Raw genomic sequence first — 26945 nt, 5'->3', positions numbered from 1 at the left:
TGGCCCGTTCGGGTGATCACCCGCTCTGGTGGAACTCGCCGAGCATGCGCTCCAGGCCCGTCTCGGGCAGGTCCCGCACCGACAGGCGGGCGACGGCCGCGGCGTCCACGTCGGCGCCCGCGAGGCGCGCGGCCTGCCGGGCGACGGTCTGCTCGAACAGCATCCGCGCCGTGCGGGCGTAGGCGAACGAGGGGTCGCCGCGCAGCTGCTCGAAGCGGGCGAGCAGCTCGACGCGCAGCTCCTCGTCCAGCATGTACAGGTCGCGCTCGGCGTGGCGCTGGAAGAGGCGGACGAGGTCGCGGTCGCTCATGCCGGTGAACTCCAGCGCCCGGCCGGTGCGGTCGCGCACCTCCGGGCGGTTGGCGAGGAAGGCGTCCATCTCCGGGCCGGGGCCGGAGAACACCGCCATGAACCGCTCGCCGCGCTCGTCGAGGGCGCGCACCAGCTCCTCGATCACCGCGGGGGTGCGGTCCAGCAGGTAGGACTCCTGGACGAGCAGCACGCCGCCGACCGCCTGGTCGACCATTCCGCGCACCCGCGCGGCGGTGTCGCCGCGGTCGCGGCCGGCCAGGTGGACGGGGCGGCAGGCGACGACGTGCCCGGACGCGAGCAGCCCGAGCGCGGCGTAGACGCCGCCGAGCAGCCCGGCGACGGTGGTCTTGCCGGTGCCGCCGGGGCCGGTGAACACCAGGTGCAGCGGCGCGCCGGCGGCGACGCCGTGGCGGCGCCGCTCGGCGGCCTCCCCGGCCTCGGCGGCGAGCTCGTGGACGGCGTCCTTGACGGCCTCCAGGCCGGTCAGCGCGTCCAGGCGGGCCAGGTAGCCGCTGATGTCGCCGGCCGGGCGGAGCGCGGGCTCGATGCCCTCGGCGACGCCCTCCAGGTCGGCGGTGGTGAGGACGAGCCGGTCGTGCGCGGACCCGGCGCGCTCCAGGTGCTTCTGGCACGCCTGGTCGAGGTAGGTCTCGACGAGGCGGGCGTTGACCTGGTCGCCCGGCCCGCGCATCCGCTCCAGGTCGGCGCGGGCCGCCTCCAGCACGGCGCCGCCGAGGGTGACGCGCCGCTCCCCGGCCAGCACGTGCAGCAGGGTGAGCCGGTTGTCGACGCCGGTGAGGTCGGGCAGCCGGTAGACGCGGAACGCCTCCACCAGGCGCGGGTGCTCGCGGAGGAGCCGCCGGTAGGTGCCCGGGTCGCAGGTGGCGATGAGCGGCGTCGTCGCGGTCGGGTCCTTGCGGGCCCGGCGGACGGCGGCGGCCGCCTCGGCCGGGTCGGGCGCGCCGATGATCGCGACGTCGAGGCGCTCGAACAGCAGCGCGGGGCCGGGCCGGGCGAGCAGCGCGGGCAGCAGCTCGGCGGGCCGCTCGCGGACGTCCTCGGCGTCGTGCAGGCGGATCGCGCCGTCGCCGAGGCCCGCGTCGGCGAGGGTGAGGGCGATGAGCCGGGCGAGGCGGCGCTGGCCGGTGTGCGGGGCGCCGACGAGCAGCAGCGACGGGACGCCGCTCCGCACGCCCGGCGCGCCGTCCATGCGGGTCTCCTCGACGCCGTCGCCGCCGACCGCGTTCCACGCCTCGACCTGCGCGCGGACCTCGTCGAGCAGCTCGCCCGCGCTCAGCGGCCCGGACACGAACCCGACGCCGAAGCGCTCCAGCACCTCGCGCTCGCGGCGGTCGGCGGGCGGCGGGATCTCGTGGACGGGCCGCTCGGGGGCGGGGGCGTCGTCCAGGAAGTCGAAGTTCCCGATCATGGTCTCGGACATGATGCGGGTGCCCGGCGGGGGCGGCGGCGCGGGCCTGCCGGGGGGCGCGGGCGCGGGCTGCGCGGGCATGTCGCGGGTCTCGGGCGGGACCGGCGGATCCTGCCGTGCGGGCTGGGCGTCGAACACCGTCCCGGGCGGGGACGGCGGCGCCTGCCTGGGCTGCGGGGCGAGCGGGCGCTCGTCGAAGCGCGTGCCCTCCAGGTCGGGACGCGGGTCGAAGCGCGTCCCGGGCGCGGGCCGCTCGGGCCGCTCCTGCGCCGCCGGCTGCTCGTAGGCGGGCTGCTGCTCGGGCGGCCGGCGGTCGGCGGGCTGGAAGCCGAGCGCGGTGTAGGGCGGCGAGAACGGCGCGTCGTCCGCGGCGTCCTCGGGCAGCGAGTAGACGCCCGCCCGGTCGGCGTCCGGCGCGGCCGGCGGCGGGAAGCCCTGCGGCGGCGTCCCGGACGCGGCGGCGTTCTCCTCCTGCGCGGGCGCCTGCACGTACGGCCGGTCCGGCTGCGCGGGCGCCGGGGCGGGCCGGGCGGGCGCGTTCGGCGCGACGCCCGGCTGGTGCAGGCCGTGCGCGGGCGGGCGCCGCTCGGGCTGCGGCACCGGCGTCGGCATCCCGGTGACGGTCGCGGCCCTCGCGACGTTCGACGCCCGCGCCCGCCCGACGAGCTGGGCGATGACGGCCGTCGGCACCGGGAAGCCGCGCGGCCGCGCCGGCATCCCGGCGAGGCGGCACCAGGCCAGGTCCAGCTCGAAGGCGGTCGCGAGGAGCGTCTCGGCGGACTCGGCGGGCAGCGACCCGAGCGGCTCCGGCAGCCGCATGTCGGCCGGCCACATCCGGCGCAGCGGGTGCCCGCTCTGCGCCAGCACCGCCTGCACCGTGTAGCGGACCTCGGGGTCGAGCCAGGGGACGATCCCGGCGGCCATGTCGCCGCGCAGCACCGCGAGGTCGGCGGCGAGCAGCGCCGCCGCCTGGAGCCGCGGCTCGATGTAGCCCTGCTCGTCGAACCCCGCCAGCACCTCGGCCAGCGTGTAGAAGGCGTGCCGGAACGCGTCGCCCGGCGAGCTCTCGTTGCGCAGCGACGGCACCAGGTGCGGCGGGCAGCGCGGCAGCCACTGCTGGGCGATGGCCTGGTCGCCGTAGGGCAGCGCCGCGTAGTCGGCGGTGGGGTTGCCGAGGGTGGTGCCGAGGATCGCCAGCAGCGCGTCGGCGCGCATCTGGAACCGGACGTCCTCGCGCAGCGCGCTCGCCACCGCCCACATCGTCCGCAGCACCACGACGGCGGCGTCCACGCGGCCCGCGCGCAGCCGCTCGGCGTACAGCCCGACCAGCGCCTCCAGCGTCGGCGGCGTCAGCCAGCGCGGCCCGTCCACCTGCGGCAGCGGCACGGCGCGGTAGGGCTGCCAGAGGTCGAGGAGCTGGCCGTCCATCCGGGAGTCGAACACCGGGGCGCCCGCGCTCCACAGCATCACGCCCCAGCAGGCGACGACGGTCGCCGGCGTCTCGGGGCGGAACTCCTTCCAGGTGTGCGGGTAGTCGGCGGCGGGCAGCGCGGCGGCGGACTCGACCGTCGAGCGGACCCGCGTCGTCACGTCGGGCGCGAACCCGTAGCGGACGAACGGCAGCGGCTCGGGCGGGTCGTAGGAGAAGTCGGGGCCGGCCGGCACCACGTGCGGCGGCAGCACCGGCACCTGGCCGGCCTGCCCGGGGCGCGCCGCCATGCGGTCGGCGACGGCGCGCGGCGGCGGGCAGAGGTACCACTGGCCGTCGGAGGGGTGCAGCCGGTACCAGCGGGCCCACGCGCCGAACACCCACCAGGTGCCGTCGGGCACCATCAGCAGGCGCCCGGCTATGGCGTGCTGGCGCTGCTGCGGAGGCGCCGACGACCACCATCCGGCGGCGACCATCGCGCGGGTGTCGCGCTCGGCCGCGTCGAAGGGATCGCCGCCAGCCTGGGGGCTGGGCGGCGGAACGCTGCCGTAGCCCGGTCCCCACACCATGCGGTCATCGTATTCAGACCGGGGCCGCCGAGGTGCCCGCTACCGGCACGAATGCGATCTCCGCAGGTCAGGCCGCCGGGGACGGCAGGTACCGGTCACCGCCAGGTGGCGGCGGCGTGGCGTTCGGCCTTCTTGACGTAGACGTCGGGGGTGTACTCCAGCACCGCGCGGTCGTCGTCGGTGAGCTCCCGGACGATCTTTCCGGGGGTGCCCGCGACCAGCACGCCGGACGGGATCGTCTTGCCCGGCGGCACCAGCGCGCCCGCCGCGATCAGCGAGCCGGCGCCGACGCGGGCGCCGTTCAGCACGATCGCGCCGATGCCGATCAGCGAGCCCCGCTCGATGTGCGCGCCGTGCACCATCGCCTTGTGCCCGAGGCTGACCCGGTCCTCCAGGACCGCGGGCATGCCCGGGTCGGAGTGCAGGCAGCACAGGTCCTGGATGTTGACCTCCGCGCCGACCACCACCTCCTCGTCGTCGGCGCGCAGCACCGTGCCGTACCAGACGTTCGCCAGCCGGCCGAGCGTCACCCGGCCGACGACGACGGCGCCGGGCGCCACCCACGCCTCCGGGTGGATCGCCGGTCCGTCATCGCCCAAAGACCCCACATAGCTCATGCCGCCGATGGTAGGACCCGCGCCGCCCCGCAGGCGGCGCGAGGGCGTCTCGGCAGGTGGACGCGGTCACCGGCCCATTCCTGCCATTGGATACTTTGTCCACCCGGCGATGATGAAGAAACGGCAGCGAGAACGGCGTTCCGGTTGCGCGAATGGGACCGACCGGACAAGGTCGAAGCTGACGCTTTCTCTGTGGCGCCCGCCCGCCGGGTGGGCGGATCGCAACCGACCCTGACGGGGTGATCCCCCCGCCAACGAGACCCCTCAAGGCACCATGAGCAACGACGCTGAGATCCTGCCGAACCTGATGCAAGAAGAGTCCTTCGAGATCGTCATGCGCGGCTACAACCGCCGCCAGGTCGACGACGCCATCGCCCGCGCGCAGCAGAAGAACCGGGAGCTCGAGGCCCGGCTGCAGCGCGCCCAGGACGATGCCGAGCGGATCCGCCGGGAGATGGCCGAGGTCGTCGAGGCGCGCAAGCCCACCGGCGACGACCTGAGCGACCGGCTCCGCCAGATCATCAACCTCGCCGAGGACGAGGCGAAGGAGAAGGTCGCCGACGCCGAGCAGCGCGGCCTCCAGATCCGCCAGGACGCCGAGAACGAGTCCCGCCGCATCGTCGAGGACGCCCGCGCGCACGCCGAGAAGAGCCTCGCGCAGGCCGAGGAGAAGGCCGAGCAGGTCCTGGCGTCGGCCAAGAAGGAGTCCGACAGCGTGCTGTCGGCCGCCAAGCAGGAGGCCGACCAGACCGTCACCGGCGCCCGCCTGGAGGCCGAGCGGACGCTGACGGCGTCCGAGCGCCGCGCCGGAGTGATCAACGAGGGCGCCACCCAGCGGCTGAACCAGCTCACCCGCAACCACACCCAGGCGCTCCAGCGGCTCACCGAGATCAGCGAGACGCTGCACCGGCTGCTGACGGCCGAGAACGAGGCCGGCCCGCTGGAGAAGATGGTCGACGACGCGGTCAAGCAGCCCGCGCCGCGCAAGCCCGCCGTCCCGGCCCAGGCGCAGGCGCCGCACCAGCAGGGGCAGGGCCAGCAGGGCCAGCACCAGCCCGCCCACCACCAGCAGGCGCCGCAGAACCAGCACCACCAGCCCGCGCCCGTCCAGGCGCAGCACGCGCCGGGCCCGGTCGCGGCCAAGCCGGCGCAGGTCGTGCAGCCGGTCCAGCCCGCCAAGCCCGCGCAGCCCGCCCCGCCGGTCCCGGCGGCCAAGCCCGAGCCCGCCGCCGGCCCCGACGCCGCGCAGCGCCCGAACCCCGCGCCCGCCAAGCCCCTGCACTTCGACGACCTCGACGACGACCACGCCGGTCCGATCCAGCCGAACGGCCGCGACCACCGGTGAGCCGGGCGGGGCGGCGTTCCGCGGATTCGCGGGGCGCCGCGCCCGGTTCGTAGAATCGCGCTCATGGCGAGAGCGACCCCCCGCGGCCGGGCCCGGGGCGCGGGCCACCCCGGCACGGCCCGTCCCATCCGGCGGCTCGGCGACCCGGTGCTGCGCACCGCGTGCGACCCGGTCCGCACCTTCGACGCGGCGCTGGAGCGCCTCGTCGACGACATGTTCGTCACCATGTACGAGGCCGAGGGCGCCGGCCTCGCCGGCAACCAGATCGGCCTCGCGCGCAGCCTGTTCGTCTACGACTGCGAGGACGACAAGGGGCGCCGCCACGTCGGCCACGTCGTGAACCCGGTGCTGGTCGCCGCGGACGGCGACACGCTCGTCGAGCCCGAGGGCTGCCTGTCGCTGCCGGGCCTGCGCTTCGACACGCCGCGGTACGCGCACGCCGTCGTCGAGGGCGTCGACGCCAAGGGCCGGCCGGTCCGGGTCGAGGGCACCGGCTACTTCGCCCGCTGCCTCCAGCACGAGACCGGCCACCTGGACGGCCGCGTCTACGTCGACGGGCTGGACGGCGACGCCCGCCGCGCCGCGATGCGCGCCATCCGCGAGTCCGCCCGCGGCTGACGGGCGGGGTCAGTCCCAGCGGGACCGGCGCTGGCGCTTGACGTCGGAGCGTCGCTTCTTGTCGGCCAGCCGCCGCTCGTTGAGGCCGCGCGGGATCTTCTTCGGGATGCGCTTCTTCGGCGGCGGCGCGATCGCCTCGGACAGCAGGGCGGCGAGGCGCTCGCGGGCGGCGTCGCGGTTGCGCTGCTGGGAGCGGTACTCCTCGGCGCGGATGCTGAGGACGCCGCGGACGAGGCGCCCGTGCAGGCGCTCCAGGGCGCGCTGCCGGAGCGGCTCGGGCAGCGACGGCGAGTTCGCGACGTCGAAGGACAGCTCGGCGGCGGTGGCGCTCGTGTTCACATGCTGCCCGCCCGGCCCCGAGGAGCGGGAGAAACGCCAGGACAGCTCGGACTCCGGGATGGAGACCGAGCCGCGGACGTGGATCGTGTCGGGCATGCTCCGATTATCCCCGCCGGTACCCGATCATGTCGCATGCATTTCCGCAGGGCCGCCCTGGTGCATATGCAAGTGCTTACTTACAATGATCGGCATGACCGACGACGGACTGTTCCGCGACGACGACGTCATCCGCGTGGTGAGCCGCGAGGGCCTGCTCATCGCCGCGGGCGGCGTCGCGTCCCTCCTCCAGACGGCGCACCCCAAGGTCGCCCAGGGCGTCTACGACCACAGCTATACCGCCGACGACCCGGTCCGGCGGCTCCGCAACACCATGGGCTGGCTCTACGCCGTCCAGTTCGGCACCCGCGAGGAGGCCGCCCGGTTCAGCGACCTGGTCACCCGGGGGCACGGCAAGATCACCGGCCCCGGCTACGAGGCCAACGACCCCGAGCTCCAGGTCTGGGTCATGGCGACGCTGTACGCGGTGGCCGTGCAGGTCTACCAGCTCGTCTTCCGCCGCGCGCTCACCCCGGCCGAGCTGGAGGAGTACTACCAGCAGTGCAAGGTGTACGCGACGATCCTCGGCTGCCCCGCGGACCGGCCGCCCGCCGACTACCCGGCCTTCCGCCGCTACTACGCCGGCATGCTGCGGGACCTGGAGATCACCGACGCGTCCCGGGCCATCGCCGACCAGGTGCTGTACCCCAAGCTGCCCGCGGGCGCGGGCGCCGCCGCCCGGCCGGGCCTCGCCGCCGTCCGGCTCCTCACCGCCGGCCTGATGCCCGCGCCGATCCGCGAGCAGTACGGCTGGACGTGGGACGCCGCGCGCGAGCGCCGCTTCCGCCTGCTGGTCGGCGCCCTCGCCGCCGTCTACCCGCGCCTGCCGCTGCGGATCCGCACCGCGCCCCGCGACCACTACCTGAGCAGCACGCGGCGGATGCTCGCCAAGCTGGACGCGCCGCGGCGTCCCGCGCTGGGAGTCACCGGCGCCACGTCCTGAGCCGTTCCCCCGAAAACGTCGAGGCGCCCTGTGCGCGCCGTTCCCTCCCCAGCGGGAACGGCGCGCACAGGGCGCCTCGTTCGTTTCGGGCGGCACACGGCCGCGCGGACAGCAGGGCGTCCGCGCGGCCGTGCCTCCCATGCCGGTCGGCGGGGACCCGGCCCGGTCCCGCCGACCTTTTTCACCGGCGGCGCCGCCCGTCCGCCCGCTCCCCCCAGAGCCCTTGCACGGACGGCGCCGCCGGTGAAGACCGCGCGATCTAGACGGCCGCCGAGATGATCGTCTCGGCGGCGGCCTTGGCGGTGGCGGAGGGGATCGCGAACCCCACGCCGATGCTCCCCGAGTCGCTGCCGGACGTGGCGATCGCGGTGTTCACCCCGATGAGCTGCCCGGCGCCGTTGACCAGCGCGCCCCCGGAGTTGCCCGGGTTGATCGCCGCGTCCGTCTGGATCGCGTTCTTGATCGTGGTCGTGGCGGTCCGCTGCTGCGACTGCTGCCCCTGCCAGCCGGGGAAGCCCTGCTGCTGCTCGCTCTGCGAGTCGCTCTCCTCCTGGATCTCGCGGCCGAGCGCGCTGACGATGCCCGAGGTGACCGACCCGTCGAGGCCGAGCGGGCTGCCGACGGCGAGCACCGCGTCGCCGACGGCGACCGAGCCGCTGTCCCCGAAGGTGATCGGCTTCAGCCCGGACACCCCCGACGCCTGCACCACCGCGATGTCGGTCGAGGTGTCGCTGCCGAGCACCCTGGCCGTCGCGGTCTTGCCGTCGCTGAACTTCACCGAGACCTGGGTGGCCCCGGACACGACGTGCGCGTTCGTCATGATCATGCCGTCGGAGCGGAGGACGATGCCCGACCCCGAGCCGTCCTGCGTCTGCAGCGACACGACGCTCGGCGAGACGGCGGCGGCGACCTGGGTGGTCGAGCCGCCCGTCGTGGACGCGCCCGACACGGCGGTCGGGCTGGAGTAGACGGTGTTCCCGTCCACCAGCGACACCGCGACGGCGGCGCCCGCCGAGCCCGCGCCGAGCGCGAGCGCCCCGGCCGCCCCCACCGCCGCGAGCTTGCGCCGCAGCGACCAGCCGCGGCGCGGCCCGTCCTGCCGCTCCGGCGCCTGCGGTTCCATCCCCCACGGCGCGTACTGCGCGTTCGGCGCGTGCGGCGCCGTCCACGGCGTGTGACTCCCGGCGTAGGCCCCGGAGTGCTGCGCCGGCGCGCCGCCCTGCTCCTCGCTCATCTGAACTCCCCCTGCCGTTTCCGTCATCACCGACATTGCCGGAGGAATCTGATCCACCGCTGAGGTCCGTCTGAGAGGCGTCTGAAAAGCCCGCCCCCCTTCCTGAGACCGCGGCCCGGGAGCGTGCGGCGTGCGCTCCCGGACCGCGGTGGCCTGGCCAGGGCGCGCACCCCCGATCGACCCTCGGGGACCAGGGGGCGCCCTGTGCCGACCAGGGAACACGGCGAATCTGAACGCTTTCTGAAACGGATCCCAAGCTTGTCTGAGAGAGCGGGCTCAGGCGCCCTCGTCCAGCGCCAGCAGGACGCGGAACACCGCGCCCTCGCCGGGCTCGGACTCGACCTCGACCAGGCCCCGGTGCGCGGCGACGAGCGCCGCCACGATGGCGAGGCCGAGGCCGGTGCCGCCGTCCTCGCGCGAGCGGGCCCGGTCGGCCCGGTAGAACCGCTCGAAGACCCGCTCGCGCTGCTCGGGCGTGAGGCCGGGCCCCGCGTCGGCGATCTCGATGACGGCGGCGGGCGCGCCGCGCAGGCCGCCGGGCCGCAGCGCGACGCCGATCGGGGTGCCGTCGGGGGTGTGCGCGACGGCGTTGGACAGCAGGTTCCCGACGACCTGCCGGAGGCGCGGCTCGTCGCCGAGCACCTGGAAGGCGACACTGCCGTGCACGGTCAGGGCGAGGTCGCGGCCCGGCGCGGTCACCCGGGCCTCCTGCACCGACTCGGCGGCGACGGCGAGCAGGTCCACCGGGCGGCGCTCGATCGGCCGCTGCCGGTCGAGGCGGGCGAGGAGCAGCAGGTCCTCGACGAGCAGGCCCATCCGGGCGGCGGTGCTCTCGATCCGCCCGATCAGCCGGTCCAGCTCCGCGGGGGTGCGGGCGGCGCCCTGCCGGTAGAACTCGGCGAACCCGCGGATGGCGGTGAGCGGCGTCCGCAGCTCGTGCGAGGCGTCGGCGACGAACCGCCGCATCCGCTCCTCCGACCGGCGCGCCGCCGCCTCCGACACGGCGCGGGCGCCGAACGCCGCCTCGATCTGGGCGAGCATCCCGTTGATGGACCCGGCGAGCCGGCCGACCTCGGTGCGGCCGTCGGCGGCCGGCACCCGGCGCGACAGGTCGCCCGCCGCGATCGCCCCGGCGGTCTCCTCCATCGCCGCGAGCGGCCGCAGGCTCGCCCGCACCACCCAGACGCCGAGCCCGGCGAGGACGGCGAGGACGGCGACGCCGACGAACGCGTCGATGAGCGCGAGCCGCCCGACGGTGCTGTCGATCTCGTCGAGCGGGAGCGCGGTGACGAGCAGGCCCCCGTCGGGCAGCCGCACGGCGTGCACCCGCCAGTCCGACCGGGAGCCGCCCTGCCCCGGCACGGTGAACGTCTCGCCGAGGCGCGCGGCGAGGCCGCCGGGCAGGTGCGGCCCGCCGTCGCCCCAGTAGCTCTGCTCGCCCGGCCGGACGGCGCCGTAGGCGTCGGTGACCCGGACGTACATCTCGCTCGGCGCGTGCAGGCGCACCCCGGTGCGCGGCTCGTCCAGCTGCCGCCCCTCCACGAGCTGCCGGACGATCTTCACGGACGTCGTGCGGAGCTGGTCGTCGGCGCGCCCCATGAGGTAGCCGCGCAGCACGAACGCGCCGGCCACGCTCATCACCGCGAGGCCGAGCAGCACCAGCGCCAGCATGCCCGCGATCAGCTTGGTGCGCAGCGGCACCCGGCCGAGGGCTCCCCGCAGGTCCACCGGCGGGTCAGCCCGGCGGCTCGCGCAGCACGTACCCGACGCCCCGCAGGGTGTGGATGAGCCGCGGCTCGGTGTTGTCGACCTTGCGGCGGAGCGCCGACACGTAGGACTCGACGATGCCGGCGTCGCCCTGGAAGTCGTAGTTCCACACGTGGTCCAGGATCTGCGCCTTGGACAGGACGCGCCCGGCGTTCGCCATGAAGTAGCGCAGCAGCTTGAACTCGGTGGGCGACAGCTGGACGACCTTGCCGCCGCGCCACACCTCGTGCGCGTCCTCGTCCAGCTCGACGTCGGCGAACACCCGGCGCGGCGGCGGCTCGGCGGCGCCGCCGCGGAACCGGCGGAGCACCGCGCGGATGCGCGCGATGACCTCCTCCAGGCTGAACGGCTTGGTGACGTAGTCGTCGCCGCCGATCGTCAGGCCCTTGATCCGGTCCTGCACCGCGTCGCGGGCGGTGAGGAACAGCACCGGGGTGTGGTCGCCGCCCGAGCGGAGCCGCCGCGCGACGTCGAACCCGTCGATGTCGGGCAGCATGACGTCCAGCACGACGAGGTCGGGCCGGTGCCGCCGCGCCGCCTGCACCGCGTCGGCGCCGTTGGTCGCGGTGACCACGTCGAAGCCGGTGAAGCGGAGGCTGCCGGCGAGCAGCTCCAGGATGTTCGGCTCGTCCTCGACGACGAGCAGGCGCGCCTCGGGCGTCCTGCCCGGGACGGCACCGAGCGTGCGTTCAGCCACGGGACCCCCTCCAGGTCACCGCCGAGGCTGGCACACCAACCTGAGAGAACCCTGAAGGCCCTCTGCCTGCCCGCCGCGCGGCCCGTACCTCACGCGGACGGTGACGCCAAGGCCGCTGACCGTAATCGGCGATTATCGCCCGGAGTCCCCACGGGATCACGGCGGGTGCGCATCATGAGGTCACAGCGACGGCGAGGGAACGGGGAGAGCGATGGCGTGGCGGACGACGCGGGGCGACCAGTACTTCATCGACCAGTGGCACCCGGCGGTGAACGGCCGGATCTGGTTCCGGCGCCTGGACACCGGCACCGGCGGCTACTCCTACCGCTGGTCGGACGAGGGCGCCCCCGACCACTCGTCGCTGTTCGGGTCGGCGGCCGACGCCGGGCTCCCCGGCGCCCTCGCGAACGGCGCGTACGAGGTCGGCACGTCCGACGACGTGCAGGCCGGCTACCACACGCTGCTCGGCCTCACCACCAGCCTGGCGGGCCGCCTCATGACCGTCCAGCAGACCGTGCCCGCCCTCGCCGCCGCGGCCGGGCAGCACCACACCACCGCGCAGGCCGCGATCGGGACCGCCCTGAACCGGCGCACCCAGGCGGAGCAGGCGGCCGACCCCGCGCAGGGCCGGCAGCTGTTCCGCCAGGGGCTGCGGGCGCTCGCCGATGCCCACGGGCAGGTCCTCGCCTGGATCAACGGCGGGGCGGACCCGGGCGCCGAGCGGATGCCGCTGCGCTCCACCGCCCAGCGCGCGAGCAGCCTCGGCACGCAGATCTACAACCAGCTCCAGGGCTGACCCGCGCGGGCGCCGCCGTCAGCCGTACAGCTCGATGAAGGGGCTGTTCTTGCCGGACCTGGCGGCGGCGCCGACGCTCACGACGCCCGCGGTGCCCGGCCGCCGGTCGATGTCGGACGCCTGCACGGACGCGCCCGTGCGCACCGGCCCGTACAGCGTCGACCAGGACGTCCCGTTGTAGTGCAGGTACATGCTCTTGTTCCGCGTGGACACCCGGAGGACGACGGCGCCGCCCTTGCCGTCGGCGGCGAGGCCGATGCCGGCGGCGAGCAGCGGCGTGTTCGCGGTCTTCCAGGTCTTGCCGTCGTAGCGGAGCAGCGCGTTGGTCGTCTGCGACTGCTGGGCGTCGCGCAGCACGTACACGGTCGTCGCCGACACCGCCACGATCTTGTGCAGGACGGCCTGGTAGGCCGCGGTGCCGAGGGAGCCGGGGACGGCCGTCCGCTTCCACGACGTCCCGTTGTAGTGCATGACCCAGCCGGTGACGGCCGTGCCGGTCGAGGTCGTCCCGGCGAGCCACACGTCCGACTTGGAGCGGACGTCCACGGCCGTCGCGACCGACGACGCGGGCAGCGCCACCTTCGCGTCGGCCCAGGCCGAGCCGGTCCAGCGCAGCACCTTGCCGAGGCCGCCGCTGTTGGCGTTCAGGCTCGACAGCGAGTAGGCGGTCCCGTCGGCGGCGGCCGCGACCTGCGACGGCAGGCCGGCGCCGGGGTAGGCGACCTTGGCCCACTTGGCGCCGTTCCAGTACAGGGCGACGACGCCGTCGAGGTTGTAGCCGACGGCCCACGCCCGGGACACGGAGGCGACGGCGATGTCGGTGGGCGCGAACCCGACCGGGCTGGCCTGCGCCGACCAGCCGGCGGACGTCCAGCGGGCGAAGCGGGTCCGCGGCGACAGCAGCGAGCCGCCGGACCCGATGGCCCAGCCGACGTTCTTGCTCGCGAAGTCCACCCGGTCGAGGCCGCCGGTGAAGGCGGTGGACGCCTTCCCGTCGACGTTGCGCCAGCCCGCCGCGAGCGCGGGGGCGGCCGTCGCGACCCCGGCGGCGCACGCCAGCGCCGTCACCGTACCGACCGACGCGAGCCTGACGTTCCGTCCCATGCCACCCACTCCTCGACCCTCGCCCCGAATGCGGTTGCAGAGTACGGGAACGCTTACCTCTTGGTAAGAGGAACCTGGCGAGCGCGAGAGTGCCCGGCGGCCGGAGCCGGCCGCCGGGCACTTCTTCAGGAAGGCGCTACTCGCCCTTCCAGTCGGGCTTGCGCTTCTCGGCGAAGGCGGCCGGGCCCTCCATCGCGTCCTTGGAGCCGAAGACGGGCATGACGATCTCGCCCTGCTTCTTCCAGGCCTCGGCGTCGGTCCAGTCCGCGGACTCCACGATGATCTTCTTGGTGGCGGCGAGCGCCAGCGGCGCGTTCTCCGCGACCTTCAGCGCCAGCTCCTTGGCGGCGGCGAGGGCGCCGCCCGCCTCGGTGAGCCGGTTGACGAAGCCGAGCTCGGCCATCCGCTCCGCCGGGTACTTGTCCCCCGTCAGCGCGATCTCCATCGCGATGTGGAACGGGATGCGCTGCGGCAGCCGGAGCAGGCCGCCGCCCGCCGCGACGAGGCCGCGCTTCGGCTCGGGCAGCCCGAACTGCGCGTCCCGCGACGCCACGATCATGTCGCAGGACAGCGCGACCTCGCAGCCGCCGGCGAGCGCGTAGCCCTCGACCGCCGCGATGAGCGGCTTGGCCGAGGGGCGCTCGACGATGCCGGCGAACCCGCGGCCCTCCACGATCGGGTTGTCCCCGGTGAGGAAGCCCTTCAGGTCCATGCCCGAGCAGAACGTGCCGCCCGCGCCGGTGAGGACGCCGATGGACAGGTCCTTGCGGGTGTCCAGCTCGTCCATCGCGGCCGCGATGCCCTGCGCCACCGCGCCGTTGACGGCGTTGCGGGCCTCGGGCCGGTTGATGGTGATGACGAGGACGGCGCCGTCCTCTTCGGTGAGTACCGCTTCCGACATTCAGAGCCTCACTTCGGCTGGAAACGGATGCCGCCGTCGAAGCGGATCGTCTCGCCGTTCATGTAGTCGTTCTCGATCAGGGCGGTGACGAGCTGCGCGAACTCCGACGCCTTGCCCATGCGCTTCGGGAACGGCACCGGCGCGGCCAGCTTGGCCTTGAACGCCTCGGACTCGGGGCCCTCGCCGTAGATCGGCGTGTCGATGATGCCGGGGCAGATGGTGTTGACGCGGACGCCGATCGCCGCCAGGTCGCGCGCGGCCGGCAGCGTCATGCCGACGATGCCGCCCTTGGACGCGGAGTAGGCGACCTGGCCGGTCTGGCCCTCCAGGGCCGCGACCGAGGCGGTGTTGACGACGACGCCGCGCTGGCCGTCGGCGTCGGCCGGCTCGGTCTTGCTGATGGCGGCGGCGCCGATGCGCATCAGGTTGAAGGTGCCGATCAGGTTGACCTGGATCACCTTCTGGAAGGTGGCGAGGTCGTGCGGGCTGCCGTCGCGGTTGACGGTGCGCGAGGCCCAGCCGATGCCGGCGCTGTTGACGACGACGCGGAGCGGCTTGCCGGTCTGCACGGCGGCGTCGACGGCGGCCTGCACCTGCGTCTCGTCGGAGACGTCGGTCTTGACGAACACCCCGCCGAGCTCGTCGGCGAGGGCCTTGCCCTTGTCCTCGTTGAGGTCGGCCACGACGACCGTGGCACCCCCGGCGGCCAGCGCGCGGGCGGTGGCCTCGCCGAGGCCGCTCGCACCACCGGAGACGACGGCGGAAACTCCGTTCAGGTCCATAAGCAGCACCTTACGTCAGGAACCGAATCTGGTTCGGGTGATGTTACCCACAAGTCACAATACGGGGAATGTTTGCCCCCCTCCCACCGGGGGACCGGGGGATTCCGGTCACCGAAGGGGAGGCGATGAGCGAACGCCCAGCACAGGCCCAGTCCTACCCTGGCAGCTCGGGCGACATGTCGCCCGAGCCCCGCGACGAGATGCTCGACTACACCGGCAGCGGCCTGCTGAAGGACGTCCGCGCGCTCGTGACGGGCGGCGACTCCGGCATCGGCCGCGCCGTCGCCATCGCCTTCGCCAAGGAGGGCGCCGACGTCGCGATCACCTACCTGGACGAGGACCACGACGCCCGGCACACCGCCGAGCACGTGGCGACCGCCGGCCGCCGGTGCTTCGCCTTCGGCGGCGACCTCGCCGAGGAGCGGCACGCCCGCGAGGTCGTCGCGCACGCCGTCCGCGACCTCGGCGGCCTCGACGTGCTCGTCCTGCACCACGGCACGCAGGCGCCGGTCGACGACATCCGCGAGATCGACGGCGCGCGGCTGCGCCGCACCTTCGACGTCAACGTGCTGTCGCTGTTCTGGATCGTGCAGGAGGCGCTGCCGCACCTCGGCCGCGGCTCGTCGATCGTCGTCACCGGTTCGGTGAACGGCCTGCGCGGGAACAAGACCCTCATCGACTACGCGGCGAGCAAGGCCGCCGCGATGGGACTCGCGGCCTCGCTCGCGCAGAACCTCATGGAACGGGAGATCAGGGTGAACGTCGTCGCGCCGGGGCCGGTCTGGACGCCGCTGATCCCCGCCACCCTCCCCGAGGGGAAGGTGGAGGAGTTCGGCGAGCAGGCCCCGATGGGGCGGGCCGCCGAGCCCGACGAGATCGCGCCGTCCTACGTGTTCTTCGCCGCCAACCGGCTGTCGTCCTACTACACCGGGCAGACGCTCGTCCCCGGCGGCGGCGAGATCCACCCCGGATGAGGCGCTCGGACCCGGCCGAGCCCGGCTTCGGGCGCCGCCGCTGCGGTCGCGGGTTCCGCTACCTGGGCACCGGCGGCGAACCGATCACCGACCGGGCCGTCATCGAGCGGATCAAGGCGCTGGTGATCCCGCCCGCCTGGGCGGAGGTCTGGATCTGCCCGGACGCCGGCGGCCACATCCAGGCCGTCGGCACCGACGACGCGGGCCGCCGCCAGTACCTCTACCACCCCGAGTGGCGGGCCGAGCGCGACCGCGAGAAGCACGACCACGTCCTGGACCTCGGCGCGGTCCTGCCGGAGGTCCGCGAGCGCCTCGCCGCGGACCTCGCCGGGCGCGGCTACACCCGCGAGCGCGTCCTCGCCGCCGCCGTCCGCCTCATCGACCTCGGCTTCTTCCGCATCGGCGGCGAGCGCTACGAGTCGGAGAACGGCACCTACGGCCTCGCCACCGTCCTCCGCGAGCACGTCACCTGCGCGCGCGGCGAGATCACCTTCCGCTACCCGGCCAAGCACGCCAAGGAGCTGCACCGCTCGGTCGCCGAGGAGGCCGTCTGCAAGGTCATCACCGGCCTGAAGCGGCGCGCCGGCGACGGCCCCGAGCTGCTCGCGCACCGCGCCGGCGACGGCGGCTGGCACGACGTCACCACCACCGACATCAACACCTACATCCAGGAGGTCACCGGCGGCGACTTCACCGCCAAGGACTTCCGCACCTGGCACGCCACCGTCCTCGCCGCCGTCGGCCTCGCCGTGTCCACCGGCGCGCCCGACAGCGAGAGCGCCCGGCGGAAGGCCGTCGCGCGCGTCGTCCAGGAGGTCGCCGGGTACCTCGGCAACACCCCGGCCGTCGCGCGCGCCTCCTACATCGACCCGCGCGTGATCGAGGCGTACGAGGACGGCCGGACGATCCGGCCCGTCCTCGCCGAGCTCGGCGTCGACGTCGACGAGGGCGCGCCCGCCACCCAGGGCCCCGCCGAGGCCGCCGTCCTCAGACTGCTGCGAGCTCGTACACCGCGTACGCCTGCTTGATCACCGGGAGGGCGACGTTGCGGACCCGGACGCCGCCGGGCGTCGCGCCCTTCTCGGTGCCGGCGTGCGCGTGGCCGTGCACCGCGAGCGCCGCGCCCGCCGCGTCGACCGGCTCGGCGATCAGGTAGCTGCCGAGGAACGGGTAGATCTCCAGCGGCTCGCCCTCCAGCGTGTCCGCGGACGGCGAGTAGTGCGTGAGCGCGACCTTGACGTCGCAGTCCAGGGCGTCCAGCGCGGCGCCGAACCGGGCGGCGAACCGCTTGGTGACGCCGACGAAGTCCTTCATCTCGCGCTCGCCGAAGTCGCTGGCGCAGCGCCCGGCGAACCCGCCGCCGAAGCCCTTGCCGCCCGCGACGCCGAGCCGCGTCCCGGCGACGTCGAGGACGGTGCCGGTGCCCTCCAGCACCATGATCCCGGCGTCCGCCAGGATCGCGGCGACCTCGTCCTGGGCGCCGGACTGGTGGTCGTGGTTGCCGAGGACGGCGATCACCGGCAGGCCGAGGTCGCGCAGCTCCGCCGCCACGATCCGGCCCTCCTCGGGCGTGCCGTGCCGGGTGAGGTCGCCCGCGACCAGGAACACGTCGGCCCGGTCGGGCAGCCCCTCCAGGCGCGGCCGGTAGGTCCCGGCGGTCTCGCGGCCGAGGTGGACGTCCCCGGCGGCGGCGATCCGGATCATCGCAGCGTCTCCCCTCCGGCGGGCTCCTCCAGCGGGACCACCGACACCTCGTTGCGCACCTGGAACCCTTCCGCGGCGGCCCGCGCGGCCGCCTCGATCTCCGCGCACCGCCCGGCGGCGGCGACCTGGCCGCGCAGGACGACGACGCCGCCCCGCACGTCCACCCGCACCCCGAGCTCGTGCGTGCCGGCCGCGATCGCCTCCTGGACGTGCGCGGCGACGTACTCGTCGGTCATGGGCCGCTCGTTCACAGGAACTCCCCCTCGATGACGCCGAGCCGCGCGAGCAGCGTCAGGAACGCGTAGGCGTACGGCGACTCCGCCGTCCGCGCCGCGACGCCCGGCCAGTCGACCTGCTCGCGCAGCGCCCGGCAGACGTGCAGCACGGCGCCGAAGTCGCAGGCGGTCTCGGTGAAGGCGAGCAGCCGCATGGTGATGATGTCGTCGGCGGGCAGCACCGGCATGAGCACCGCCGCCACGTTCAGCTCCTCGGCCCGGCCGAGCAGCGCGGCGTCGACCGGCCGCCCCGACGGCGCGAAGATCAGGTCGATGAGCTGGTCGCCGTCGTAGACCTTGGCGAGCCAGTTCTCCGGCGCCTCGTGCGGCCGCATCCCGGCGGCGACGAGCGCGCCGACGGCGGCCTCGACGTCCTCCTCGCGCACCACGACGTCCACGTCGTGCGTCGACATCGCGGCGCCGCGCGCGTACGCCGCGCACCCGCCGGCGAGCGCGAACGGCACGCCCGACTCGCGCAGCACCGACCCGGTCCGCTTCAACGTCAGCCGCAGTCCCTCGGCGTTCTCGGCGCCGGTGGCGTCCTGGATCTCCACGCTGCCCTCCCTCGCGGTCCCGGTGCCGGTACCCGCGCAGGGCGTCCTTAGTCCGGCGGGCGACCTTCCCCTCTCCGCCCGGCCACCTCTTCACCCCCTCCCGGGACGGGCCGCGGGTGACGCATCGTCCGTCCCATGAGCCCCGTCCTCCCCTTCCTCGCCGCCGCCCTGCTGGGCGTCCCCGCCCCGCCGACCGCGGCGTGCGGCGTCCACGTCTGCCTGGAGATCACCCGCGCCGGATCCTTCGTCCGCGACGCCACCGCCTACACGCGCGACGGCCGGCCCGGCACGCTCCGCGTGTCCTGGGGCGACTGGCACAGCTCCCTGGTCCACGCGTCCCGCTTCACCTGGAACGTCAACGACGCCCGCCCTTTCCACGACATCTGCGCCGCCCTCGACCGCGGCGGCCGCAAGGTCGAGGACCACATCTGCGTCCGCGTGATCCCCTGACCCGCCCGCTCAGCCCGCCGGCGCGTAGGCGGCGGGCGGGGTGGGGGTGGTGCCGAGGCAGGTCGCGACGGGGTCCTCGATCGAGCACCAGCCGGGCCGCCGCTTCGGGACGTAGCCGGACGGCACGCCGCGCGCCGCGATGATCGAGCGGTAGGCGGCCACCGCGTCCGTCGGGCGCCGGACGAGCGCCGGGTCGGTGCGGACGTTCACGGTGTAGAGGCCGAAGCGGGGCCGGTAGCTGCCCCACTCGTAGTTGTCGGTGAGGCTCCAGTAGTTGTAGCCGATGACCTTCACGCCGTCGGCGATCGCGCGCTGCACCCAGTACAGGTGGTCGCGCAGGTGGTCGGCGCGGGTGTAGCCGTCGGCGCGGGGCTTGCCGTCATCGGTCGGCATGCCGTTCTCCACCACGTACAGCGGCAGCTTCGGCAGGCGGCGCTGGTAGCTGCGCAGCACGTAGTACAGGCCCTCGGGCTCGGGGTCGATCTTCCAGTACTCGCCGGTGAGGCTGTTGGCGGCGGTGAGGTTCTCCAGGTTGGCGCCGTAGTAGTAGTCCACGCCGACGAAGTCGAGCTTGTCGGTGGCCTGGTTGAACAGGGCGGCGTCGAACAGCCCGTTCAGGGCGGTGCCGTAGGCGACGTTGCTGGAGACGAGGGCGCCCGGGTCCACCTTGTGGATCATGTCGTAGGCGGCGCGGTGCGTGCGGATCAGCGCGTCGCGCATGGTGAGGAGCTGCGCGGCGCTCATCGGCCGGTCGCGGAACTCGTGGTAGAGGTACTGGCTCGCCTCGTTGAAGGTGATCCAGATGACGCCGCGGCCCTTGTACCGGTCCACCAGGAAGCGCGCGTTGGCGAGCCAGTCGGCGGCCGTGCGCGGGTCGTCCCAGGCGCCCCGGCCCGCCACCCAGCCGGGGTAGACCCAGTGGTCGAGGGTGAGCATCGGCCGCATCCCGGCCGCCTCGATCCGCCGGACGACGTCGTCGTAGTAGGCGAGCGCGGCCGGGTCGCGGTGGCCGCGGCGCGGCTCGACGCGGGCCCACTCGACCGACGTGCGGAACACCTCGACGCCGAGGCCGCGCGCGAGGGCGATGTCGGACGGGTAGCGGTGCCGGAAGTCGACCGAGTTCCCGTAGGGCTCCTTGACGTCGGGCGCCCCGCGCGCGGCGTAGCGCGTCCAGTTGCTGTCGGGGAAGGAGCCGCCGCTCTGGAAGTCCGAGGACGCGACGCCCCACAGGAAGCCGGCCGGGAAGCGGCCCGCCGGGCCCGCCGCGGCCGCCGGCGCGGCGAGCGCGGCAGCGAGCAGGAGGACGAGGGCGGGGAGGACGGATGCGGTGCGCGGCCTGCCGGTCATCGGCTTCTCCCTCCGAACCTTCATTCGGATGACAAGTGCGAAACCGGACAAAGTCAATGCCCGCGCGCGGACCGGGACCGGATCGTTCCCGGGTACCAGTTGAGTAGCCGCCCCCGCTCGGCTACTCAGGCGCCGCCGGGCGCGGCGCGGCAGAGTCGCCGCATGGACGTTCTCGCGCAGCTCAAGGGCACCACCGCGTACTTCATCCAGGCGATCATCTCGTTCGTCGCCGCGCTCGCCGCGCTCTCGCTCGGCGTCTGGTTCCTGCCCGCGCCGATCTGGGTGCGGGCCTTCATCGGCCTCGGCATGCTCTACCTCACGACCTCGACCTTCACCCTGGCCAAGTGCGTGCGCGACCGCCAGGAGGCCGCCGCCGCGCCGCGCCCGCCCGGGGTCCCGGCGTCGGCGCTCCCGCCGGGGGCGCCGTTCGCGGAGGGGGCCGCCGGCTCGTGGAGCTGACCGCCGGCGGTGATCCGGGACGCATCCGCCCCGCCGGCGCCGCCGGAAGTGAGCGGAATAACAGAATCGCTATAGGCCGCATCCGGCCTGCCGCAGCCGCCGGCGGGAACGGCGGCCGCAAAGGCGCCCGCCATCGCGGGCGCCTTTTCCATGCCCGCGCAGCATGGATCGCCCGTCGCTCCCGATCCGGACGAACGGCCACCGGAGGTCGGAAACGGCCGCTTCCGAGCCGGCCGAATGCGATTGTGTGCGGCATCACAAACAGATAAAGACCCTTCCCTTTCAGCAGCGGACATCACCTACCGTAATCACCCTTTTCCTTGATCGAAAAGCGCCGCGGGAGCCGTCCGGATTGCCGGGAACGGTGCGGCGTGGCACCGTGATCGGCGGCCGGCGGCCTCCCGCCGCCGGCCCGGACAACCGAACAGCGCCCGCCCGCCCCGCACCTTTCGTGCGGGGCCGCGACCGCGCGCCGGAAGGCGGCGCGCGGCGGCGGGCCCGCCGCGTCCGCGCAGCCCAGAGGCGCGGAACCGGGTGGCGCGCGGCGCCGGCGCAGGCCGGCGCGGCCGCCCTTTTCCAGCTCGGCCGGACCCCCTTTCGCCACACCCCGCATCCGGCCGCCCGGTAGGCATGATCGGCGATTCGAGGAGCACTCCTGAACGGCATTCCGACCCCCCTTTCCGCTCGCTCCGCCAAGCTGCTGGCGAGCGGACTCGTCCTCGGCTCGGCCGCGACCGGCGCCGTCGCCCTGTCGGCGGCGCCCGCGCAGGCCGCGCCGGCGGCACCGGCGGCGCCCGCGCGGGCCGCCGCGGCGACCAGCGCCAAGATCAGCGCAGCTCGCAAGGCCAGGCAGAAGGCCCGCGCGAAGAAGGCCGTCCGCTACGCCTACGCGCAGATCGGCGACCCGTACCGCTACGGCGCCAGCGGTCCGGGCTCGTGGGACTGCTCGGGCCTCGCCCGCGCGTCCTGGAAGAAGGCCGGCGTGAAGCTGCCGCGCGTCACGACCGCGCAGTACAGGGCGGTCAAGAAGAAGGTGTCCTGGAAGGGCGCCGTGGCCGGTGACCTGCTGTTCTTCTACGGCGGCAAGAGCCACGTCGGCATCTACGTGGGCCACGGCTACATGATCCACGCGCCGTCCAGCGGCCAGCGGGTGAAGAAGGTCAAGCTCGGCGGTTACTACAAGCGGCACTTCGCGGGCGGCGTCCGCCCCGGTTACTGACGGTGACCGCAGAGCGTGCCCGGAGCGGCCTCGCGGGGCCGTGACGGGGACGTCGCGCCGAGGGTGGAATGCCCTCGGCGCGACGTCTTTCTCTCTCCAGAGCCACATCTGTGACCCGTATCACATCTCTTCCAATGGCGAGGAATCAGCGCAGGCAGCAGGGGGAATGAAGGCCCCCGGCACAGTGATCGACAACGCGGGGGGCGCCGCATTACCCGCCCGTGATTTGCCAGATATACCGGCACCTGGCTACCTTCCTGCCGTTCACGGTGCTGGCCGTGGCCGCCCCCGCACGGCCACGACGCTGGATCGACAACTCAACAGCACTGTCGACGTGCGGTCACGGCATCCCCAGTCTCCATGCCGCGTGCGCGCCGTCGAGTCGCCGCGTCCGTGCAGCCATGAGCACGGAGCCGGAAGTGCGGTCGAGCGGGCTCCGCAGCCACCTCCCATGGGCTGCGCCGTGCCCGCGCGCCGCCGCGAGAACCCCCCGCCGCGTCGCACGCCCCCGGTGTGCGGCCGCACGGGCTTGCCCGGTAGGCATCGCCTGCGAGCTCAGGAGTCGTCCTGCATACCCCCCGATCCACCCCGTTCTTCCCGCGTGCCCGCAAGGCCGCCGCGGTCGCCTCCGCGGCCGTCCTCGGCGCCACGCTGCTGACGGCCGCGCCCGTCCAGGCCGCCCCCGCGGCGCCGGCGGCGCCCGCCCTCGCCGCCCAGCCCTCCAAGGCCCGGGTCGCCAAGCAGAAGTCGCGCGCGAACTACGCCGTCCGCTACGCCTACAAGCAGATCGGCGACCGCTACCGCTACGGCGGCACCGGGCCGAGCTCCTGGGACTGCTCCGGCCTCGCCGGCGGCTCGTGGAAGAAGGCCGGCGTGAAGATGCCGCGCACCACGCAGCAGATCTACCGCGGCATCAAGTACAAGGTGTCCTGGAAGGGCGCCGAGGCCGGCGACCTGCTGTTCTTCTACAAGGGCCGCACCCACGTCGGCATCTACGTCGGCAAGGGCTACATGATCCACGCGCCCGGCTCCGGCCGCCGGGTGAAGAAGGTCAAGCTGAACTCCTACTACAAGCGGCAGTTCAGCGGCGGCGTCCGCCCCGGGTACTGATCCGCGGGCGCCCCGCACCGCGCGGCGCGGTGCGGGGCGCGGCCCGCGGCTACAGCGCCGGGTAGTCGGTGTAGCCGCGGTGGTCGCCGCCGTAGAACGTCGCGGGGTCGGGCTCGTTGTACGGGCCGCCCGCCTTGATCCGCTCGGGCAGGTCGGGGTTGGCGAGCCAGAGCGAGCCGAGGACGATCGCGTCCGCGTCGCCCGCCCGCAGCGCCTCCTCCCCGTACTCGGGCCTCGCCGGGAACGCGCCCGGCTCCGGGTGCGGGTTGAGCAGCAGCGTCCCCGGCCACTGCGCGCGCAGGGAGCGGGTGAGCCCCCGGTCGCCGAGCTCCAGGACGTGCAGGTAGGCCAGGCCGAGCGGCGCCAGCTCCGCCAGCAGCGCCGCGTACAGCTCCGGGGTGTCGCTCTCGCTGAGGCCGTTGGCGTCGCCGCCGGGCGAGATCCGCAGGCCGACGCGGTCGGCGCCGATCGCGTCCGCGGCGGCCCGCACCGCCTCCACCGCGAACCGGACGCGGTTCTCGACCGAGCCGCCGTAGGCGTCGGTGCGGTGGTTGCTGCCGTCGGCCAGGAACTGCTGGATCAGGTAGCCGTTGGCGCCGTGCAGTTCGACGCCGTCGAACCCTGCCTCGACGGCGTTGCGGGCCGCCGCCGCGAAGTCGCGGACGGCCTCCTCGATGTCGGCGACCGTCATCTCCTGCGGGACGGGGTGCTCCAGCATCTCCTCCGGCGTCCACATCGCCTCGCCCGACGCCAGCGCCGACGGCGCGAGCGGCAGCCCGCCGTCGGGGTAGAGCGACGGGTGCGCGACGCGGCCGGCGTTCATCAGCTGCGCGAAGATCGTGCCGCCGCGCTCGTGCACCGCGTCCGTCACCCGCCGCCACGCCGCCACCTGCCCGGCGTCGTGCAGGCCCGGCGTCCAGACGTAGCCCTGGCCGCGCACGCTCGGCTGCACGCCCTCGGTGATGATCAGCCCGGCGGACGCGCGCTGCGCGTAGTACTCGGCCATCAGCTCGGTCGCGCGGCCGCCCTCGAACGCGCGGCTGCGCGTCAGCGGCGCCATCACCAGCCGGTTCCGCAGGTGCAGCTTCCCGGCGTCCAGGGGCTCGAACAGCTCGCTCATCAGGTTCTCCTCGCTAGGCGTTCCAGATCTCAACGGTAGGAACATCCGCCGACGGCCGAATCCGTACGGTTTCGGGAACCGGGCACGTAGTTTGGACCCGTGCTCTACGGGCGGGACGACGAGCGGCGGCGCGTCGCGGAACTGGTGGACGCCGCGCGCCGCGGGGACGGCAGCGGCGTGCTGGTGCTGCGCGGCGAGGCCGGCATCGGCAAGACGGCGCTGCTGGAGGCGGCGGCGGCACCGGATCTGCGGGTGCTCCGCGTCACCGGCTTCGAGGCCGAGTCCGGCATCGCGTTCGCCGGCCTGAACCAGCTCGTCTGGCCGCTGCGCGACCGGCTGGAGCGGCTGCCCGCCCCGCAGGCGGGCGCGCTGCGCGGCGCGCTCGGCCTGGAGCGCGCCGGGCCGGACCGCTTCACGACGGGCCTCGCGCTGCTCACCCTGCTCGCCGATCTCGCCGAGGAGAGCCCCGTCCTGCTGCTCGCCGACGACGCGCAGTGGCTCGACACCGCGTCGGCGGGCGCGCTGATGTTCGCGGCGCGGCGGCTCGGCGCCGAGCGCGTCGTCATGCTGCTCGCCACCCGCGACGACGGGCTCACCGGGACCGGCCTGCCCGAACTGGCGCTCCCCCGGCTCCCGCTCGACGCTGCGCGCGCGCTGCTCGCCGAGCAGGGTCTAGCGCCCGCCCTGCGCGACCGCGTCATCGCCGAATCCGACGGCAATCCCCTCGCCCTGCTGGAATTCGCCGCAGCCGCTCCTTGCGTGCCGCGCGGCGCGAAACCCCTCGCCGTCACCGAACGGGTCCTCGCCTCCTTCAAGGCGCAGATCGACGCGCTGCCGGAGGCGACCCGGCTGATGCTGCTGCTGGCGGCCGCCGAAGGACGCGGCTACATGCCGTCGCTCCTGCGAGCGGCCGAAACGATGGGCGTCGGGTTGGCCGACCTGGAGCCGGCCGAGCGCGCGCGGCTGGTCGACGTCGACGGCTCCTCGCTGTCCTTCCGGCATCCGCTGATCCGCAACGCCGCCTACGCCCACGCCGTCTCGACCCAGCGCATCGCCGCGCACCAGGCGCTCGCCGACTCCGCCGACGACGCCGACTGCGGCGTCCGGCACCGCGCCGCCGCCGCGACCGGACCCGACGAGGACGTCGCCGCCGACCTCGTCTCCACCGCCGAGCGCGCGCGCAGCCGCGGCGGCCACACCACGGCGGCGTCCCTGCTCCTGAGCGCCGCCGAACTCACCCCGGCTCCCGCCGCGCGCGCGCAGCGTCTCCTCTCCGCAGCCGAAACACTGCTGGACACCGGTTCGATCGACGAGGCCGACAAGGCCGCCCTCAATGCGGACCTGCTCGCCCCCGGCGGAACCCGCGCGACCCGCGTCCGCGCGGCCGCGGAGTTCGAGCGCGGCGACGCGGCCGCCGCCGCCCGCATGCTCGCCGCCCTCCCCACGGCTCACCCCGACGCCGCGACCTACGGCTGGATCGCCGGCGAGACCGCCGTCATCCGCCGGACCGCCGAACTCCTCCCGGACGACCTCGCCGTCCAGGGCATGGCCCTCATCGCCGCGGGCGACCACGCCGCCGGACTCCCCCTCCTGCGCCGCCTCGCCACCGAGCCGGGCGACCGCGCGCGGGCCCTGCACGCCGCCCTGATCGTCGGCGCGGACGAGACCGCCCTGGACCTGGCCACCGCGCAGATCGAGCACGACCGGCGGCACGGCCTCATCGGCGCGCTGCCGACGCTCCTGCAGTCGCTCGCCCAGGTCCAGATCGCGACCGGCCGGCACGCCGACGCCGCCGCCGCCATCGCCGAGGCCCGCACCCTCGCCCGCGACACCTGCCTGGACCGCCGCGCCCGCCGCCTCGGCGCCGTCGAGGCGCGCATCGCCGCCGTCGAGGGCGACGCGGACCGGCTGCACGCCCTCACCGCCGGCGCGCCCGCGCCCGGCGGCGGCTTCGCCGACCACGCCCGCGCCCTCCTCCTGCTCGGCACCGGCGACCACGCGGCCGCCGCCGCCCTGCTGGAGGAGATCGCGGACGGCCCGCGCCGGCACGCCCTCGGCGCCTTCCCCGCGAGCGCCGACCTCGTCGAGGCCGCCGTCCGCCTCGGCGACCCCGGCCGCGCCCGCCCCGCCGCCGCCCGCTTCGCCGCCTGGGCGGAGGCGGGCGGCCAGCCCTGGGCCCTCGCCATCGCCGCCCGCAACGCCGCGCTGCTGGCCGACGACGAGGCCCCCTTCGTCCGCGCCGCCGGGCTGCACCCCGCGACGTCCCGCCCGTTCGAGCGCGCCCGGACCGAGCTGCTGCACGGCGAGTGGCTGCGCCGCCACCGCCGCCGCGCCGACGCCCGCGACCCGCTCCGTTCCGCCCTCAAGACCTTCGCGTCGCTCCGCGCCGCCCCCTGGGCCGAGCGCGCCCGCGCCGAGCTGCGCGCGACCGGCGCGCCCGACGCCGCCCCGCCCGCGCCCGGCCTGCTGAACCAGCTCACGCCGCAGGAGCTGCAGGTCGTCCGCCTCGCCGCCGAGGGCACCAGCAGCCGCGAGATCGCCGCCCGCCTGTTCCTCAGCCCCCGCACCGTCGAGTACCACCTCTACAAGGCGTATCCCAAGCTCGGCGTCGCGTCCCGCCGCGAGCTCGCCCGCCTCCCCCTGGGATCCTGAACCCCCTGACCGCCCGCGAGGCCGCCGTCTCCGCCGAGGTCTCCCACCCGCACCCCGACGGCGTCGCGGGCGCCGTGACCGTCGCCGTGGCGGCCGCCCTCGC

25 protein-coding genes are annotated in these 26945 nt (G+C 74.8%); 11 read left to right on the top strand and 14 right to left on the bottom strand.

What is annotated here, in order from left to right; translation table 11 throughout:
• Positions 1–16: 16 nt before the first annotated feature.
• Complete coding sequence (locus tag K1Y72_RS22805) at positions 17–3739, bottom strand: hypothetical protein (RefSeq protein WP_220168456.1); 3723 nt, start codon at positions 3737–3739, stop codon at positions 17–19.
• 95 nt (positions 3740–3834) lie between these two features.
• Positions 3835–4356, bottom strand: a complete 522-nt coding sequence (locus tag K1Y72_RS22800) for a gamma carbonic anhydrase family protein (protein WP_220168455.1) — start codon at positions 4354–4356, stop codon at positions 3835–3837.
• Positions 4357–4630: 274 nt separating this feature from the next.
• Here K1Y72_RS22800 and K1Y72_RS22795 point away from each other — a divergent pair, with 274 nt between their 5' ends.
• Positions 4631–5701, top strand: a complete 1071-nt coding sequence (locus K1Y72_RS22795) for a DivIVA domain-containing protein (protein WP_258573357.1) — start codon at positions 4631–4633, stop codon at positions 5699–5701.
• A gap of 63 nt (positions 5702–5764) precedes the next feature.
• Positions 5765–6319 carry a peptide deformylase gene (gene def / locus K1Y72_RS22790; protein ID WP_220168454.1) on the top strand — a complete coding sequence of 185 codons (555 nt, stop codon included), beginning with the start codon at positions 5765–5767 and terminating at the stop codon, positions 6317–6319.
• Between the two features lie 9 nt (positions 6320–6328).
• On the opposite strand, the gene arfB is transcribed toward def, so the two are convergent.
• Positions 6329–6754 (bottom strand): alternative ribosome rescue aminoacyl-tRNA hydrolase ArfB, encoded by a 426-nt coding sequence (arfB, locus tag K1Y72_RS22785; RefSeq protein WP_220168453.1) that lies wholly within the window; start codon positions 6752–6754, stop codon positions 6329–6331.
• Between the two features lie 94 nt (positions 6755–6848).
• Between arfB and K1Y72_RS22780 the strand changes: the two genes are divergently transcribed.
• A complete protein-coding gene (locus K1Y72_RS22780) occupies positions 6849–7697 on the top strand; it encodes an oxygenase MpaB family protein (protein ID WP_220168452.1) in 849 nt (282 codons plus the stop codon).
• 259 nt (positions 7698–7956) lie between these two features.
• On the opposite strand, the gene K1Y72_RS22775 is transcribed toward K1Y72_RS22780, so the two are convergent.
• The 3 genes from K1Y72_RS22775 to K1Y72_RS22765 form a co-directional block, all read right to left on the bottom strand.
• Entirely contained in the window at positions 7957–8931 is a 975-nt protein-coding gene (locus K1Y72_RS22775) for a S1C family serine protease (protein ID WP_220168451.1), read from the bottom strand.
• Between the two features lie 276 nt (positions 8932–9207).
• The gene (locus tag K1Y72_RS22770; RefSeq protein WP_308287189.1) at positions 9208–10659 is read right to left on the bottom strand and encodes a sensor histidine kinase; all 1452 of its coding nucleotides are present in this window, start codon (positions 10657–10659) and stop codon (positions 9208–9210) included.
• 7 nt (positions 10660–10666) lie between these two features.
• A complete protein-coding gene (locus tag K1Y72_RS22765; protein WP_220168450.1) occupies positions 10667–11395 on the bottom strand; it encodes a response regulator transcription factor in 729 nt (242 codons plus the stop codon).
• Positions 11396–11606: 211 nt separating this feature from the next.
• Between K1Y72_RS22765 and K1Y72_RS22760 the strand changes: the two genes are divergently transcribed.
• Positions 11607–12191, top strand: coding sequence for a hypothetical protein (locus K1Y72_RS22760; protein WP_220168449.1), 585 nt, complete (start codon positions 11607–11609; stop codon positions 12189–12191).
• Between the two features lie 18 nt (positions 12192–12209).
• Here the strand turns inward: K1Y72_RS22760 and K1Y72_RS22755 are convergent, their stop codons facing one another.
• The 3 genes from K1Y72_RS22755 to K1Y72_RS22745 all read right to left on the bottom strand — a co-directional run bounded on the left by K1Y72_RS22755 (position 12210) and on the right by K1Y72_RS22745 (position 14978).
• Positions 12210–13295, bottom strand: coding sequence for a hypothetical protein (locus K1Y72_RS22755; RefSeq protein ID WP_220168448.1), 1086 nt, complete (start codon positions 13293–13295; stop codon positions 12210–12212).
• Between the two features lie 136 nt (positions 13296–13431).
• The gene (locus K1Y72_RS22750; RefSeq protein WP_220168447.1) at positions 13432–14196 is read right to left on the bottom strand and encodes a crotonase/enoyl-CoA hydratase family protein; all 765 of its coding nucleotides are present in this window, start codon (positions 14194–14196) and stop codon (positions 13432–13434) included.
• Positions 14197–14204: 8 nt separating this feature from the next.
• Positions 14205–14978, bottom strand: a complete 774-nt coding sequence (locus K1Y72_RS22745) for an SDR family oxidoreductase (RefSeq protein ID WP_220168446.1) — start codon at positions 14976–14978, stop codon at positions 14205–14207.
• Between the two features lie 125 nt (positions 14979–15103).
• Here K1Y72_RS22745 and K1Y72_RS22740 point away from each other — a divergent pair, with 125 nt between their 5' ends.
• Together K1Y72_RS22740 and K1Y72_RS22735 are read left to right on the top strand one after the other, a co-directional pair.
• Positions 15104–15952: an SDR family oxidoreductase gene (locus K1Y72_RS22740; protein WP_220168445.1), complete on the top strand. Its 849-nt coding sequence runs from the start codon at positions 15104–15106 to the stop codon at positions 15950–15952.
• Positions 15949–16980 carry a DNA topoisomerase IB gene (locus K1Y72_RS22735; RefSeq protein WP_220168444.1) on the top strand — a complete coding sequence of 344 codons (1032 nt, stop codon included), beginning with the start codon at positions 15949–15951 and terminating at the stop codon, positions 16978–16980. Before K1Y72_RS22740 ends, K1Y72_RS22735 begins: the two co-directional genes overlap by 4 nt.
• Here K1Y72_RS22735 and K1Y72_RS22730 read toward each other — a convergent pair.
• From K1Y72_RS22730 to K1Y72_RS22720, 3 genes are read right to left on the bottom strand one after another with little or no spacing between them, the layout of a single operon-like run.
• A complete protein-coding gene (locus K1Y72_RS22730) occupies positions 16940–17656 on the bottom strand; it encodes a metallophosphoesterase family protein (protein ID WP_220168443.1) in 717 nt (238 codons plus the stop codon). The two genes, K1Y72_RS22735 and K1Y72_RS22730, sit on opposite strands and share 41 nt — an antisense overlap.
• Positions 17653–17892 carry a BON domain-containing protein gene (locus tag K1Y72_RS22725; protein ID WP_220168442.1) on the bottom strand — a complete coding sequence of 80 codons (240 nt, stop codon included), beginning with the start codon at positions 17890–17892 and terminating at the stop codon, positions 17653–17655. The genes K1Y72_RS22730 and K1Y72_RS22725 overlap by 4 nt, the downstream gene beginning before the upstream one ends.
• A gap of 11 nt (positions 17893–17903) precedes the next feature.
• Positions 17904–18485, bottom strand: coding sequence for a hypothetical protein (locus K1Y72_RS22720; RefSeq protein WP_308287188.1), 582 nt, complete (start codon positions 18483–18485; stop codon positions 17904–17906).
• 135 nt (positions 18486–18620) lie between these two features.
• On the opposite strand from K1Y72_RS22720, the gene K1Y72_RS22715 reads away from it, so the two are divergent.
• Positions 18621–18935 (top strand): hypothetical protein, encoded by a 315-nt coding sequence (locus K1Y72_RS22715; RefSeq protein WP_220168441.1) that lies wholly within the window; start codon positions 18621–18623, stop codon positions 18933–18935.
• Between the two features lie 9 nt (positions 18936–18944).
• Here K1Y72_RS22715 and K1Y72_RS22710 read toward each other — a convergent pair whose 3' ends face one another.
• Positions 18945–20282, bottom strand: coding sequence for a family 1 glycosylhydrolase (locus K1Y72_RS22710; RefSeq protein ID WP_220168440.1), 1338 nt, complete (start codon positions 20280–20282; stop codon positions 18945–18947).
• A 162-nt stretch (positions 20283–20444) separates the two neighbouring features.
• Between K1Y72_RS22710 and K1Y72_RS22705 the strand changes: the two genes are divergently transcribed.
• From K1Y72_RS22705 to K1Y72_RS22695, 3 genes are all read left to right on the top strand, one after another.
• Complete coding sequence (locus K1Y72_RS22705) at positions 20445–20741, top strand: YiaA/YiaB family inner membrane protein (RefSeq protein WP_220168439.1); 297 nt, start codon at positions 20445–20447, stop codon at positions 20739–20741.
• Positions 20742–21381: 640 nt separating this feature from the next.
• The gene (locus tag K1Y72_RS22700) at positions 21382–21960 is read left to right on the top strand and encodes a C40 family peptidase (RefSeq protein ID WP_308287199.1); all 579 of its coding nucleotides are present in this window, start codon (positions 21382–21384) and stop codon (positions 21958–21960) included.
• Between the two features lie 567 nt (positions 21961–22527).
• Positions 22528–23070, top strand: a complete 543-nt coding sequence (locus tag K1Y72_RS22695; RefSeq protein WP_308287198.1) for a C40 family peptidase — start codon at positions 22528–22530, stop codon at positions 23068–23070.
• Between the two features lie 49 nt (positions 23071–23119).
• Here the strand turns inward: K1Y72_RS22695 and K1Y72_RS22690 are convergent, their stop codons facing one another.
• The gene (locus K1Y72_RS22690) at positions 23120–24190 is read right to left on the bottom strand and encodes an alkene reductase (protein WP_220168438.1); all 1071 of its coding nucleotides are present in this window, start codon (positions 24188–24190) and stop codon (positions 23120–23122) included.
• Positions 24191–24289: 99 nt separating this feature from the next.
• Here K1Y72_RS22690 and K1Y72_RS37280 point away from each other — a divergent pair, with 99 nt between their 5' ends.
• On the top strand, positions 24290–26842 hold the full coding sequence (locus tag K1Y72_RS37280) for an ATP-binding protein (RefSeq protein WP_220168437.1): 2553 nt from the start codon (positions 24290–24292) through the stop codon (positions 26840–26842).
• The last annotated feature ends 103 nt before the right edge of the window (positions 26843–26945 follow it).

Origin of the sequence: Actinomadura parmotrematis (genome assembly GCF_019458805.1) — a bacterium.
GTDB lineage: Bacteria > Actinomycetota > Actinomycetes > Streptosporangiales > Streptosporangiaceae > Spirillospora > Spirillospora parmotrematis.
The sequence above is the reverse complement of the archived record's forward strand: the minus strand, read 5'-3'. Positions and strand labels throughout refer to the sequence as shown.